Genomic DNA, 13859 nt, shown 5'->3' on the forward strand with positions numbered 1-13859 from the left:
GCGGGCTGGGCAAACGCCTTTCCGGCCCGCCCCGTCGCGGTCGGCCACCCCGACAACCGGGCAGCGTCGCGCCGGGTCGTCCGGCGCTGACCAGCGCCACGGCGACGGGCGCCTTGAGGGCGCGCTCGCCGCTATCGGAGCCGCCCCGGTGATGCGAGAATCGCCGCCCTTGCCGCCAGCTGAATGCGTCGATCATGAAGGTGCTGCTGCTCGCGTACGAGTTTCCACCGGCACCCTCGCCCCAGTCGTTGCGTTGGGCGCGATTGACCCGGGAACTGGTCGGCCATGGGTTCGAAGTGGACGTGCTCTCGGTGGTCAGGGGCGAGGAGCCGCGACCGCTTCCGGTACCTGCCGGCGTGCGTGTGTACCGTTCGCCGGGCGGGGCTGCGACGGGGTTCTTTTCCATCCTGCGCCGCGCGCCGCTGGCGCTCTGCCAGGGACAGGAGCTGGCCATGCCCGTTCCGGACGCCAGCGGGCAGCTGGCCCTGGGCGAAGGCGGACTCGCCTCGCTGGAGCCTCTGGTCAACTGGAAGGGCAGGCTGGCAGGCCGCGTGCTGACCCGGCTGGACCGGTTGGCGGGCAATTTCACCTTTCCCGATGCGGAAGGGCAGTGGGAGCTGCCAGCGCGGTCCCGGCTCCGCGAACTCCTGGCGCAACTGCAGCCGGACATCGTGATCAGCTCGCACGAACCGGCGACCACGCTTCGCCTGGGGCGGCTTGCGAAGGAGGCCGGCTACCCATGGCTGGTCGACATGGGCGATCCCGTCCTGTCGTTCTATACACCCGCACGCTGGCGGCGGCTTGCCGGCCGCATCGAGTCGTGGACATGCCGCAATGCCGACCACGTGCTGGTCACCACCGAAGCGGCCCGCACGCTGCTGCGCTCCCGCTATCCGCTGGCGGACTCCCGCGTAAGCGTCCTGAGCCAGGGCTTCGATCCGCCGGGAAATGCCTCTGGCGAGGTCGAGCTTCCGGTGGCCTTCGACCCCGCACTGCTCGAACTGGTCTATACCGGCAGCTTCTACGCGTTCCGCAACGGCATGCCGGTGGTCGAAGCGGTCGCGTCCCTGCCAGGTGCAAGACTCACGGTTGCCACCCGGACGCCGCCGCAGTGGCTGCTGGAGGCCGCGGCCCGTCATCCGCAAGCCCTGAGACTGGCGGGCTTCGTGACCCAGGCCCAGGCGGCCGCAATGCAGCGCGCCGCCGATGTGCTCGTCAATGTGGCCAACAGCGACCCGGTCCACATCCCGGGGAAGTTCTACGAATACCTTGGAGCCGGGCGCCCGATCCTGCACCTGGGTGACGCGCAAGGCGATTCGGCGGCCGAACTGCTCCAGGCCCAGCGGCGCGGGCTGACCGTTCCCAACCAGCAAGCCGCGATCGCGGCCGCGCTCGAATCGCTGTTGCAGTGCAAGCGCGAGGGGGGGCTGTCCCGGTCCTTCGAGCTCGATCCCGAAGCCGTCGAGCAGCACTCCTGGCGCTCCCTCGGCGCGAAGCTGGCGCGCGTGCTGGAGGGACTTCATCGCGGGCAGGCGGGCTGATTCCACCGCGCGGCCGCTGGCCTCGCCGGGCCGGGTGGCGGCGTTGGTTACAATGCCGCCTTTGCACAGGCGCCGGCCGATATGACCCGCAGGACTGGGACCGACACCTCCCCGAACCGACCCTCCCTCCGCGGCAAGCGGTCTGCCTGCGCGGCGGCTACCCGTCCGGGGACGGTTCGTCGATGATCATCACCGAAGAGCTGGCCGCCGAATTGTGGCGGCGGAAAATCCTGTTCAAGCGCCGGTCGCCGCCGCCCGAGAAGGGCAAGTACGGCTGGGCGCGCCTGGGCAAGGACTATCCGCTTGGCCACGAGGTGCGGATCGAAGCGTACACGGGTCTGTACGGCGGCCGGTTCAAGGGCAGCATCGGCGGAGGCAAGTCGTCGGGCCTCTACAGCATCGGCGCGTTCTCGTATTCCTACTCGCCCCTGCACGAGTCGATGACGGTCGGACGCTATTGCTCGATCTCCAGCGGCCTGACGCTGCTGGACTCGCACCACCCGCTCGACCTGGTCACCACGTCCATCATCACCTTCCGGCCGACGAATCCGCTGGTCAGCGACTTCATGATGGCCGAGGGCGTAACGCCGTACCCGTGGAAGGCCCACGGCGGAAAGCCGTATCCCGTCATCGGACACGATGTGTGGATCGGGCGGGATGCGACGCTGGCGATGGGCATCCGCATCGGCCACGGCGCGGTCATTGCTGCCGGTGCGCTGGTCACGAAGGACGTGCCGCCCTATGCCGTGGTCGGCGGGAATCCGGCGAGGATCCTGAAGTACCGGTTGCCGGAGGAGGTGGGGAGCGAGTTGGTGAGGCTGGAGTGGTGGAACTACTCGCCGGCCGCGCTCGCCCGCATGGGGTTCGACCGGCCCGCGCGCTTCTGCGAGGAGCTGGCCGGCATGATCGAGCGCGGTGGGATCGAGCGTTTCGAGCCGGAAGCGGTCGTGCTGCAGGCCGATCCCAAGCGGCGCAAGCCAGCCAGGAAGGGAAAAAACAAGCAGGTGTGATCGACGCTGTCATGGGGGTCGGGGTTGGCTGAATTGTCCAGGTTCGTTCCATGTCCGTGCAGGTCGCGCAGGTCGCTTCGTTACAGGAACAGTGATGGTCAACGCGCGAGGAGTCTCCAATTACCACCCCGCCGTCGACGGCCTGCGGGCCATCGCGGTGCTGTCGGTGGTGCTGTACCACGGCGGCCTGTCGTGGCTGTCCGGAGGCTATGTCGGCGTCGACGTGTTCTTCGTCATCTCCGGCTTCCTGATCATCGGCCACATCGTCGAGCAACGCACCCGGGGCACGTTCCGGTATCGAGAGTTCTGGGCGCGGCGTGTGGTCCGCATCCTGCCGCCGTACCTGCTCGTGGTCGCGACCACGCTGCTGGCCTCGCTCTACTTCCTGGTCACGTCCGACGAGTTCAAGGCGGTCGGCGAGCAGGCGATGTACTCGGGGATGATGCTGGTCAACCATCATTTCCTCTCGCTCGAGGGCTATTTCGACACCGCCGCGGAATCCAAGCCGCTGCTGCACCTGTGGTCGCTGTCGGTGGAGGAGCAGTTCTACCTCGTCACGCCGCTGCTGGTGGGCCTGTTCTGGATGGTCGCGCGTCCCGGCCGGATACGGGTGGTGGCCGGTTGGCTGCTGGGTACGGCGGTCCTCGCAGGTTCGTTGTATGTCTGCGTGCGATATACGTCCGGAGGCGAGAAGAACTACGCCTTCTACCTCATGCCTCTGCGCGCCTGGGAATTCGTGATCGGCGGCATGACCTATGCCGCGCTGCCTTGGCTGCGCAGGCTGCCGTCACGCCTAGTGGCAGCACTCGGCTGGGTGGGGCTGGCGGCGGTCCTCGCCGCCGTGTTCGGATTCAGCCACCAGACCAGCTTCCCCTCCTACAACGCGGCGTTGCCCGTGGTGGGCGCAGCGCTGCTGATCGGTGCCGGAGTCGTCGCGCCGCAGATGGGGACGGCGCGCCTGCTGTCAGTGAAGCCGATGGTATGGATCGGACTGTTGTCCTATTCCTGGTACCTGTGGCATTGGCCTGCCATCGTCTTCACGCGCATCTACAACTTCGACCAGCTCCCCCTGGCGCTGGGCATGGTCGCGGTCGTCGGCTCGCTGGGACTGGCGTACCTGACCTACCGCTGGCTCGAGACGCCGGCCCGGATCCATTGGCAGCCGCTGACCCGGGTGGCGGGCCTGCGGGTGATCGCGGCTGGATTGCTCGCCTGCGCCGCCATCGTGGCGGCTGGCGCACTGGTATCCAGGACCGTGGCGAAGTCGGCGGCCGAGAAGGTTCCCGCGGCGTACTGGCGCGGCAAGGGGAGCAAGGGGGGCGCATGCAGCCTGCACTCGTTCAAGAAGGCTGCATGCGATCGGCACATGCGCAGCGCGGTGGGCGGAAAGCCCAGACAGGTCGGGGTGCTGCTGGGCGACTCCCATGCGCGCGCGATGCGTGCCGTGCTCGTGCGGCGTGCCGCCATGGAACATGACACGTATCTGGCGACCTATTTCCGCGCTGGATGCAATCCGATGCGCGGCGTGGTACGCCACTGGGTAGGCAAGACGGCGACGGACACGACCTGCCGCAAGCAGAAGCGCAAGGCATGGCAGGTTCTGGAGGACGGGAAGCTCGCTCCCGACTTTGCCATTGTCAGCGCGTTCTGGAGCAATTACCCGACCATCTCCAGCAACAGAAGATCGATCCCGGAAAATCAGGCCGAGCTCTACATCCGCAGCCTCCGCCGCACCCTTGACGACCTCCAGAAGGTCGGCGCCAAGCGCATCCTCGTCATCGGGGCGGTGCCGGTGATGGCGGTCGAGAACCCCACTGCCTGCGTCATGCGGGCACAGCGCTATCGCAAGGACGTGGCGAAGGTCTGCGGTTCCGGACAGTACGACTACGAGCGCAGGAGCGCCGACTACGTTCGCAGGCTTGAACTTGCCATTGGCAATCGGCCCAACGTGCGGCTGATCGATCCCCGAAATGCACTCTGCTACGAAGGGGTCTGCAGCCCGCTGCAGGATGGCGTGATCGTGTACCGGGATGACGATCATGTGAATGATTTCGGCGCCATGCGAATCTACAAGGTCTTCCGGAAGGACTTCGAATGGGTTTTTGGCGTCGAGACGGGTGAATGAGTTGCCTCTTGCCCGGTGTTTGGTCGAACCGCTGAGGAATGTGCGGAAATGTCTAGAATGCTGATATCCGTCCTGGCTATGGCGCTTGCCGCTTGTGCCGTGCAGGATGGCCCGGTGGACGCCTCGGGCCTCCCAGGCGCCGCTTCGAGCGAAGCCGGCTACAACCCCCTCCCTGCAGGATTGCGTCTGCCCCCGGACTACCACCTGCGGGAAGACCGCTTCCACGTGACGAAGAGGAAGGGCCACCTGCGACGGAGGGTGGCGCTCGAGGTCCTGGATCGCGAGCAGGGCCAAGCCATCGAAGATATCGAGAGATTGATGCACGTCGGGGGCTACAGGGTTTCGGGGGACCCGGAAGCGAGCAGGAAAGGCACCAAGCTCAAGTTCAGGAGAAAGGGCCATCCCACCATCACCGTCGAGTTCCGTTCGGACGTGGGCAAGAAGCCCGCCAACCCCCGCGCCAGGCATCTGGTGGTCATGGAGTGGAAGGTTTCAGATGCCCTTGATGAATGGCTTGCCAGAGATCCGGGGAATCCATGACCGTAGACATCGGTGGTGCACGGGGGGGCGGTGAAGTGTGGTTCGCCCTGAATAGCGCGGTGGTCGCGCTCCTGCTTCACTCGCTTCGGCTCTGATCGTCGCCGTGCCCGGCAAGGGCGAAATCATCTGTCCTATCTGGTGCGAGGTTCCTTCTAGTGTTTCGAGCAGACTGTGTTACAGGGGGGGACGTGGAGCACCTGTGCTCCGACCTGAGGGCTGTCGTACGGGAGGGCGGCGGGCCAGCGTCCGAACTGGTGACCTTGCTCGAGACAATCACCTCCGTGCTGCCGCCCGGGTCGAAAGCGAAGAACCTGGAGTCGGTTCGATCCACCGGCTTTCTTGATGCGGTCGGTGCGCTCGACCGGTTCGTGGAAGCTCAGGAGGATTCTGCTTTCGCTGGCGGGCTGGATTGCTGGCATTGTTTTGTGCTTCAGAACCTTCTCTTGCTGGGAATGCACTTCCGTACCGCCCACCGGTGCAGGCGCATCGCGGCCGACAGGGTCTTGGCGAAGGTCGTTACGTCAGAAGGGAAGCTGGACAAGGGCGGCTTCCTGCTCATGGCTGGCGCGGTAGCGGAGGACGGGAGCAAAGGCCTGGTCGGCAGGCTTGGCTCGATATACAAGCAGCTCCCCGGCGACGTCGCGAGAGCGGTGAGGCCTGCTATGCGAGGCCTGGCCTTGCTCGATGCGGGGCGTGAACGCTACCGCAAGGTGTCTCTGCCTACCGTTGACGACCGCAACGACGGGGAGTTCCAGCGCTATCTTCATGGAAGGTCGGTGGCGATTGTCGGCCCCGTGGACAGTCATCTGGACAGTGGGCCGGAGATCGACGGCTTTGATGTGGTGGTCCGGTTCAACCATACCTCTTCGTCCCGGTATGACACCTCGAAGCACGGCTCGCGCACTGACGTCTCGTACTACACGAACCCCGCTTTCCGTAAACTCGTCGAATCCAAAGGCGACGGACTGGGCGGCACGCGGGTGGCAGTGCTCCAGGACTGCGCAGAGTTCCCGCTCGACAGCTCGTCCCGGGAGTGCCTGTTTCGAAACCAGTACAGAAGATCCAACTCAATCTTCTTCAAGTCGCACGGAAATGCGGTGCAGCGTGCGCTGCTGGACATGCTGAGGTTCGAGGTGGGACACGTGAAGTTGTTCAATATGAACCTGTGGCTCACGCCGCACTCGGAAAGGTATCTCGCCCGAAGAAGCAGTTTGGACCCGCATACGTTCATCTATCACGATGCGATCACGAACCTGTCTTTCCTGCGAAGATTGCTGGAGAACGGGTCCGTGGATGCCGACGACGTATTGCGGAACGTGCTTGGGCTGTCGAACGAGGCGTATGTTTCTGAGCTGGCCGCGCGCCATGCGTTGCCCTGATGCCGGGGACGCATGTTTCGGCCATCCAATCCAAAGAGCAGGCTTGCCAGCAATGAAGAAGGAAATTCTCGGTTTGCATATCAGGGGCAATGCGAACCTGGGTGACAACTACTGCCATCCCCTGGATTACTTCAACGTCGGTTGCGATCTGGATATCGCGCTGAGGAAGGCCAGTCTGACCGATCCGCCGCTGGATATGGAGCCTGACTGCGTCGTGCTGGGTGGCGGTGCGGTTTCGAGGCGTGCGCCGGACGTCAGGAAGCTTTATCCCAAATCGAAACTGGTCGCCTGGGGGGTGGGTTATACGACCCGCAAGGAGATCAAGCCAGTGCCTGCGGATGTGCATTACCGGCTGCGTTCGGGGTACGCCCTCTATGGATGCCGCGATTACGTCAAGGGCTCCGGGTTGGACTATGTCCCGTGCGTGTCGTGTATGCATCCGTACTTCGACTCCATACCGGAGCCTGTCCATGAGCTGGTCGTCTATGGGCATCGGAAGCTTGGAGACCTCTCGGCCGAGGCGGCTGCGATGGGCGCGCCTTATGCAGACAACATGAGCGGTCTCGATCTCTTCCGGGCCCTTGATCACTTGGCATCAGGATCGACCGTCGTGACGAGTTCGTATCATGGCGCCTACTGGGCAACGCTTCTGGGCCGCAAGGTCGCGATGGTGCCGTTCGGCAGCAAGTTCATGAGCCTGAAGTTCAGGCCAGCTACCGTCGAGGGCGTGAAGGGTGCGTCCGGCAAGGCAGTGCGCTTCGATGAGGCGCTTGGCGACTCCCGGGACCGCAACATTGCGTTCCGCGAGCGGGTTCTCGACCTGATCTGGAGCTAGGCGCCGGCGCGAAACCTGTTGCGCCGGTGAGCCGGGCACGGAAGGAACCCGCGCGGCTTCCGCCTGGCTGCCTGGTCCACTCCTGCCAGCCAGTATCCGGGGCGGGCCGGAGCTGCAGTCGTGTGCCGATGGTAGGACAGGCGCCTGGAGGATCAGGCGGTGTACGACCCGGGATAATCCAGGCAGATGGCGTCGGCTCCCAAGGAGGCCACCCTTCGGACCTCGTCAGGGTCCCGCAGGTTGACTGACCATGCACATCCTCCCATCCCATGCCGGAGCAGCGCGGAGGCATGCTCACTGGAATAGTCGCGGTGGTACATGAACCAGGCGTGGCCTCCGGCGGCCGCGATGGCCTCTGCGTATCCATCGGAGAAATCGCGAGGATCGTAACCACCAAACCAGGGGGCCGAGCCCATGCGGTACTTTGTGCGCAGCTTGATGAGCGAGGCCGTCACCGGCTGAAGATCGACTTCGGACGCGGGCGCATCCCCGTACCAACTAAGGGGTTGCGTCGTGAACCAGGTGGTTGTGCCGGGACGCTGGGCCATGGCGTACGTAAGGGCGCCCCAGTCGAAAGAACAAAGTGTGAACCGGTCGCCGAGGCCCTCTGTCTCGACAATCGCAAGTGTCTTGTCGACGAGGGTTCGCCATGGTTGCGAGGCAGCCTGCAGCACTGGCGTCTTGATCTCGATGACCAGAAAGAATCGGTCCGACTCCGACTTGACCAGTCGGACCACGTCCCGGAGCAGGGGAATCCTTTCCCCGTCAACGTCTTGGACAAGGTCGAACTTGTCCGCGTACCTTGTACCTGTCCGACGTCTCCCGATGTCGCACTCGCGGAGCTCGGCGTAAGCAAGGTCGGCAATCCGCTTCCGGTCGGTTCTTGATACCCACCTGCCGCGATACCGGCAGTACGCTGGATTCAAGCAAGCATCGTGGTGGACGACAACCTCACCGTCAGCGCTCAACCTGACATCCAGCTCGGCCCCCGCCGCTCCGAGGCGTATTGCGTTACCGAATGCCGCGAGCGTGTTCTCGACTCTCAGTCCGCCGCCGCCGCGGTGGGCAATCACCAGCATTGCCTGCTCCAGACGGAAAACCCAGATGCAGGCGTAATGGCTGGGGACCTGGGCGGACGCATGGCTGCGCGCGGCACCGGTTGGTCATTCCGGCCAGTCGAAGCGAACGACGCCGACGGCATCCTTGTTCTTCCGCTTCACGGTGCGGTTGGAGTTGCTGACAACCTCCAGGGTGGGCAGGTTGTCGCCGGTGTAGGTGGTCGAGTAGCGATTCTTCTTGAGCTCGGTCGGCTCGCTGCCGGCCGTGTAGCCGGCCCGCAACAGTGCCCGCCTGATGTCTTGCTGGACCGTCAACGCATCACCACGGAAGAACTCGATCGAAGCATTCTTCCTGGCCGTCCCGTCCTCGGCCTTGTAGCTCCTGCTGCCGCGGAACTCGAACGGCATGTCCAACCCGACGCGAAGCGGAAGCGCGCGCTCCAGCTTCCTGATGTGGGATGGCGTTGCCAGCTGTTCGAGTGGAGCGTCGACGGTCTGGGCTTGGGGGGTTTGCGCGGGAGCTTCTGCGGGCGTTTGAGGCGCGGGCTGGCATGCGACGAGCGTGAGAAGCACCAGGGGGGAGATCCAGATCAATCGATTCATATGGTCACCAAAGGAGTGAGTGTGCGGCAGGCGGATGGATGGGCGGGCGGTGGTTGGGCTTCAGGGCCGGTCGGCCGACCTACTGTGGGTTCCATGGCAACAGGACAATCAGATGCTCGCGGGCGCGGGTCCGATCCCGGTCACCTTCTCATAGAACGCATTGATCGCGTTCTGCTGATACCCGGACCAGTCGAAACCACCTGTTTGCACGGGGCCGGTCGCCAGGCGGCGCATGCCGTCCGCAAGGCCCTCGATCGAGTTGTCCACCAGCATGCCGGGTCGCCCATGCAACACGCTCCTGTTGCCTACGATGTCCGTAGCAATGATGGGTTTGCCGAGTACCAAAGCCTCAAGCAGGGTCATCGGCTGCCCCTCGTGGTTGGACGACAGGACAAAACAGTGCGCCCGCCGAAGATAGGGATACGGATTGATCCGGTAACCCAACAGCCGCACGCTGTCTCCCAGCCCGCACTCGATCACTACGCGCCGAAGATGCTGTTCGAGCGGCCCCGACCCGAGGATCAGCAGTCGGGCATGGGGCTGTTGTTTACGGAACTCGGCAAATGCCCTGATCAGTTTCTCGTGATCTTTCTCCACGGAAAGACGTGCGATGTTGACCAGAACCGGGCTGGCGCCATCGAACAGGGACTCATCGCCTTCCACCTCGAGCGGAAGTGACGATCTGTCCAGGATCTCTTCCGGATTGATCAGGTTGTCGCAATGGACAAATTTGTCCCGGTCCAGGGCGAACCTGTCTGCAAGCTGCTCCCGGTTGTGGGTGCACGTCTGTTCCGAGACCGAAACCAGCGCGTCCGCGTACTTGTACGCGTCGAAGATCAACTGGAGCTCAGGGAACTTGGCGGTGTGTTCGGAATACATGTCGTTATGCAAGTAGATCACCTTGCGTTTGGCACCTCGGCCCATCAGCAGAATGGAAGCCCAGAAGGCATCGTAGCCCGAGAAGGCGGCCGCCACGTCGTAGCGCTTGCGGCCGAAGATGCGTACGAACTCGCGTTCGTATGAACGTTCCAGGATTGCCCGCATCTCTGGCTCGAGCCTGATGCTCCCGTCGTTGTGATGCTTCCTGATCCAGCGCTCCTCGAGCGTCATCGGCATGTTGCCGTAGCGGGGAACGGCGTAGATATCCTTGGGCAACTTGCGGAACTGGGCCAGGTTGCCGTTGGAACCCTCGACGGAGTTCGGGGAAAAGCCGAGGACGACGTCATATCTGCTCCGGTCGATGCTCTTGACCAGGTTGACGAAAGACGTCGTGATCCCGTTGGGCTGGAAAGAACCGCCATTCAGCACGACCGTCGTGCGATCTGCCTCGCGGAAATCAACGAGGTGGGTGCTCGCGTCGTTGAAGAAGAAGTCGATGACGCGGGAAGTGGCATTGCCGTCGTCGTGCGGGCTGTAAGCGGCTTGGCTACGCCGGAAGTGCTCGGAGTCCATGCCCTTGCCCGCAATGGCAAGGGTCAGTGCCGAGGAGAGGTCCTCGATGGTGCGGCACTTGGCTCCAGGCATCTCCTCCATGTCGAAGTAGAGGCCCCGCTCTTCCTCGTACTCTTCGAGGTCGTAGATGTAGTACAGGATCGGCTTCCCGGTGGCGAGGTAGTCGAAGAAGACGCTGGAGTAATCGGTGATCAGGACGTCGACGACCGAAAGGAGCTCATTGGTGTCGATATCGGCCGGCACCACCTGGCCAGGAACGTCGTCATGCGTCATCACGCGTTCTAGCAGGCTGTGCCCGCGAAAGACCAGCTGGCAATCGAGCTTGGACAGTTCGGCGAGGTCCTGTTCCAGGCGCGAGGTGTCGAAGGAAACCTGATCCAGGGTTCCACGCCACGTTGGAGCGTACAGAACCACGGGGCGGTCCGCCGAGAGGCCCATCCGCTTCATGATGCGTGCCTTCTGCGCGTCGTCAGCGTTGAGCGTCAGGTCCACGCGAGGGTAGCCGGTCTCCGCGAACAGGCCCGTGAAAAGCGGGCGGATGTCGTAGCTGTCCAGCTGAATATCGGTGGTGTGCCTGTTGGGGCTGATGATGTGCGTGGACTGGACGAAGTTGCGCTGCGTCCGCTTGTGGTCGTAGAACTTGTACTTCTGCTCTTTCCCCAGGGTCTTCAGTGGCGTGCCGTGCCAGGTGGCGAGGTAACGCTGCTCGGGTCGACGAATGAAGTAAGGGGGAAACCCGCTGTTGTTGATCAGGTGCTTCGCCGTCGCGAGGTGGCGCAGATATCCGTCCGATGGCTTTGCGACGAACACCACGTTCGGAAGCCGGCGGTAACTCTCCTGGATGCGCGACGTGTCGTTGAGCACCCAGATGTGCAGGTAGTCCCGGAAGTCCGGGTGCTCCACAAGCCGCTTGAAGATGGCGAGGGGATTGCAGGACATGGAGCTGCCGTTGAAGCTTTCATACAGGATTGCCTTGTCGTCGACCGGCAGGCATTCGCTGTACTCGACGTAGCTTGCTGCCAGGCGCAGCCCCTCGTCCTTCTGCAGAGGCTCCTCCGACATGCCATGGGCCCTTTGCAGCACTCTGGTGCTTCTGAATGCTGCGCAGGCCTGTTCATGGCGACCTGCCCGGAACAATACATAGCCAAGGCGGAAGTATCTGCTCGAAACATGGTCGCTGCATCGGAGCAACCCATGCCGATACGCGTCAGCGGCCGCTTCCCACTTTTCCTCGCGCTCGAGGCTTTCCGCCAGCCGGAAGTGATCCAGCGCACTGGTGGCGTCTTTCTCGATGATCCTTGCCAGCAGGCCTGATGCACTGAATCCCGAGAGGTAGCGCTGGATGGCGGCGTGCTCCTCATCCTGCGCGTTGAGCCATCCGGCGCTCCCCGTCCCGACCTTCGGCAAGGTGAGGGCGTGTACGGAGCGGAGTCCCGGCTCAAGACGGGTCCGCACATATGCGCCGCATGCGGCCTCGAATGCCTTCGCCTGCTCCAGCACATAGCCCAGGCGATAGTGCCAGTAGGCGGTGTGCTTCGCGCTGAGCGCGACCGCGGCGCGGTAAGCGTCCGCCGCGTCCTGCCAGCAACCCTGGCGCTCCAGGACGAATCCCAGCCGATAATGCCACTGCGGGTTCGCCTTCCGCGTTTCGAGCGCGATCGCGTTCCGATAATGCTGTGCCGCCTGCTGCCAACGGTACAGCCGGTCATTCGCCATGCCGGTGCGATAGTGCAAGGCGGCAACGAGGGGCGACTGTTCCAGCTTCATCTCGTACGCGCGCAGCGCAGCTTCCCACAGTCCGCGCTTCTGATGGAACACCCCGATCCCGAACTGGGTGGCGTCCGCGCTTCCATCGCGACGGATCGCTTCGCCATAGGCGATGTCGGCTTGCGCAGTACGTCCGGCACGCTCCAGCATGTATCCCAGCCGGTAATGCCAGTGAGGCTCACCCGGGTCAATGGCTATCGCTGCGCGATACGCCTCGATAGCCCCCTCGAAACGACCCATCCGTTCCTGCGCATCGCCCAGCTGGAAGAACCAGTCGGCATGAGTCGAATCCAGGGTGGTGGCGACCACGAGGGAGTCGGCGGCCTGCCACCACTTGGACTGCAAGCCGAGCACCTTCGCGAGATGAACGTGCCCGCGCGCCGCCGTCCAGTCGCGATTGAGAAGTTCGCGGTATGCGCGCTCCGCCGCATCGTACTGTTTGAGGCCAATCAGCAGCTCGCCCAGCTCCTCGAGCATTGCTGAATCGCAACCCGGGCGGCGGATCAGGTCATCACACCGGTCTACAAGGGCCTGCCTGTCGGAAGCAGGTGTCAGCTTGGTTGAAGTTGCCGGGTCGGCCTGCTCAACCGAGTCGATCGCCTCTTTGAGCGCCTTGAGGGTCTGGTGAGCCAAGTCGACGCCGGCCAGGGACAGCAGGGCATTCGCGGCCTTGGTGCTGGCGTTGCCGCTCCGGTAGTTGTCCAGGTACTCATCCATGAAGCGATCTACGTCATCGCCTATGGACGGTCCTCCTCTCAGAATGTCCCTTAACTCCTCGAAACTGCCGGCGTGGTAGCCGATTCCCGTCGCATAGATGTGCGCCTCCGCTGATTTCGGGTAACGATCGAGCACGCGATCGAAGGTCAGCCAGCTGGGGAAGACGACCGGCTTGCCCAGCGCCCATGCCTCATAGATGATGGAACTGGTATCCGAGATCACGACATCGGCCCAGAGAAGTTCGTCGACCGCCGCGCGCTTGTCCGACCTCTGGCGTGGGTGCAGGAGTGAGGCGACGTCGAACTCCTCGGCCAGTGCAGCCAGATGGGATTCGAACTCCGGGTGGCTGGATACGGAGGCGCCGTTGCGCTTACTGTAGGTGGGCGCCCAAAGGACCTTGAGCTGCCCGCCACTCGGAGCGCGAGCCATGGTCGCGGAAAGGGCTCTGAGCCGGTCGATTCGGGGTGAGCCGACGCAGATCACCTGGTCTGCCTTGAGCCGGATGCTGGGACTGTGCAGCAGGCGATTCTTCATCCACCTGCCCGGGACGAGCACTGCCTGGAAGCGGTTCACCAGACGCTTCCCTTCGTCGTCTCTCGCCCACAGGTAGTTCCGGTCCGCCAGGCTGTGGCCCAGGAACACCTGGGCCGGGCTCCGGATGAACAGACTGACGTTCACCGAATCCGACTTGACCTCGCCGACGCTCGAAGACCATGGGGCCTCGACAAGCTTATCCGTTACGGTCGACACTATCGTGTCCTGCAGGTCGCCGTAGTTGATGGTCGGATCGAGGTTGAAGTGGATCGATTTCATCGGCGCGATATCGAGACAG

9 protein-coding genes are annotated in these 13859 nt (G+C 63.7%); 6 read left to right on the forward strand and 3 right to left on the reverse strand.

Going from position 1 to position 13859, the window contains the following annotated elements:
- The first annotated feature begins 194 nt into the window (after positions 1 to 194).
- From ACFQ2D_RS07790 to ACFQ2D_RS07815, 6 genes are all read left to right on the forward strand, one after another.
- Complete coding sequence (locus ACFQ2D_RS07790; protein WP_280943269.1) at positions 195 to 1541, forward strand: glycosyltransferase; 1347 nt, start codon at positions 195 to 197, stop codon at positions 1539 to 1541.
- 182 nt (positions 1542 to 1723) lie between these two features.
- Positions 1724 to 2551: a CatB-related O-acetyltransferase gene (locus tag ACFQ2D_RS07795; RefSeq protein WP_280943270.1), complete on the forward strand. Its 828-nt coding sequence runs from the start codon at positions 1724 to 1726 to the stop codon at positions 2549 to 2551.
- Between the two features lie 94 nt (positions 2552 to 2645).
- A complete protein-coding gene (locus tag ACFQ2D_RS07800; protein ID WP_280943271.1) occupies positions 2646 to 4676 on the forward strand; it encodes an acyltransferase family protein in 2031 nt (676 codons plus the stop codon).
- A gap of 48 nt (positions 4677 to 4724) precedes the next feature.
- A complete protein-coding gene (locus ACFQ2D_RS07805; protein WP_280943272.1) occupies positions 4725 to 5216 on the forward strand; it encodes a hypothetical protein in 492 nt (163 codons plus the stop codon).
- A gap of 254 nt (positions 5217 to 5470) precedes the next feature.
- Positions 5471 to 6595: a hypothetical protein gene (locus ACFQ2D_RS07810; RefSeq protein WP_386795578.1), complete on the forward strand. Its 1125-nt coding sequence runs from the start codon at positions 5471 to 5473 to the stop codon at positions 6593 to 6595.
- 52 nt (positions 6596 to 6647) lie between these two features.
- Positions 6648 to 7430 (forward strand): hypothetical protein, encoded by a 783-nt coding sequence (locus ACFQ2D_RS07815; RefSeq protein ID WP_280943274.1) that lies wholly within the window; start codon positions 6648 to 6650, stop codon positions 7428 to 7430.
- Between the two features lie 152 nt (positions 7431 to 7582).
- Here ACFQ2D_RS07815 and ACFQ2D_RS07820 read toward each other — a convergent pair whose 3' ends face one another.
- The 3 genes from ACFQ2D_RS07820 to ACFQ2D_RS07830 all read right to left on the reverse strand — a co-directional run bounded on the left by ACFQ2D_RS07820 (position 7583) and on the right by ACFQ2D_RS07830 (position 13840).
- Positions 7583 to 8509, reverse strand: a complete 927-nt coding sequence (locus ACFQ2D_RS07820; RefSeq protein ID WP_280943275.1) for a glycerophosphodiester phosphodiesterase family protein — start codon at positions 8507 to 8509, stop codon at positions 7583 to 7585.
- An 84-nt stretch (positions 8510 to 8593) separates the two neighbouring features.
- The gene (locus ACFQ2D_RS07825; protein WP_280943276.1) at positions 8594 to 9091 is read right to left on the reverse strand and encodes a hypothetical protein; all 498 of its coding nucleotides are present in this window, start codon (positions 9089 to 9091) and stop codon (positions 8594 to 8596) included.
- 108 nt (positions 9092 to 9199) lie between these two features.
- The gene (locus ACFQ2D_RS07830; protein ID WP_280943277.1) at positions 9200 to 13840 is read right to left on the reverse strand and encodes a CDP-glycerol glycerophosphotransferase family protein; all 4641 of its coding nucleotides are present in this window, start codon (positions 13838 to 13840) and stop codon (positions 9200 to 9202) included.
- Positions 13841 to 13859 lie beyond the last annotated feature (19 nt).

This window comes from Luteimonas composti (assembly GCF_042678665.1).
GTDB lineage: Bacteria > Pseudomonadota > Gammaproteobacteria > Xanthomonadales > Xanthomonadaceae > Luteimonas > Luteimonas composti.

What these genes read in the sequence shown, in the direction of transcription:
- ACFQ2D_RS07790 (WP_280943269.1), top strand. Translation starts at nt 195, where the DNA reads ATGAAGGTGCTGCTGCTCGCGTACGAGTTTCCACCGGCACCCTCGCCC.
- ACFQ2D_RS07795 (WP_280943270.1), top strand. Translation starts at nt 1,724, where the DNA reads ATGATCATCACCGAAGAGCTGGCCGCCGAATTGTGGCGGCGGAAAATC.
- ACFQ2D_RS07800 (WP_280943271.1), top strand. Translation starts at nt 2,646, where the DNA reads ATGGTCAACGCGCGAGGAGTCTCCAATTACCACCCCGCCGTCGACGGC.
- ACFQ2D_RS07805 (WP_280943272.1), top strand. Translation starts at nt 4,725, where the DNA reads ATGTCTAGAATGCTGATATCCGTCCTGGCTATGGCGCTTGCCGCTTGT.
- ACFQ2D_RS07815 (WP_280943274.1), top strand. Translation starts at nt 6,648, where the DNA reads ATGAAGAAGGAAATTCTCGGTTTGCATATCAGGGGCAATGCGAACCTG.
- ACFQ2D_RS07820 (WP_280943275.1), bottom strand. Translation starts at nt 8,509, where the DNA reads ATGCTGGTGATTGCCCACCGCGGCGGCGGCGGACTGAGAGTCGAGAAC.
- ACFQ2D_RS07825 (WP_280943276.1), bottom strand. Translation starts at nt 9,091, where the DNA reads ATGAATCGATTGATCTGGATCTCCCCCCTGGTGCTTCTCACGCTCGTC.
- ACFQ2D_RS07830 (WP_280943277.1), bottom strand. Translation starts at nt 13,840, where the DNA reads ATGAAATCGATCCACTTCAACCTCGATCCGACCATCAACTACGGCGAC.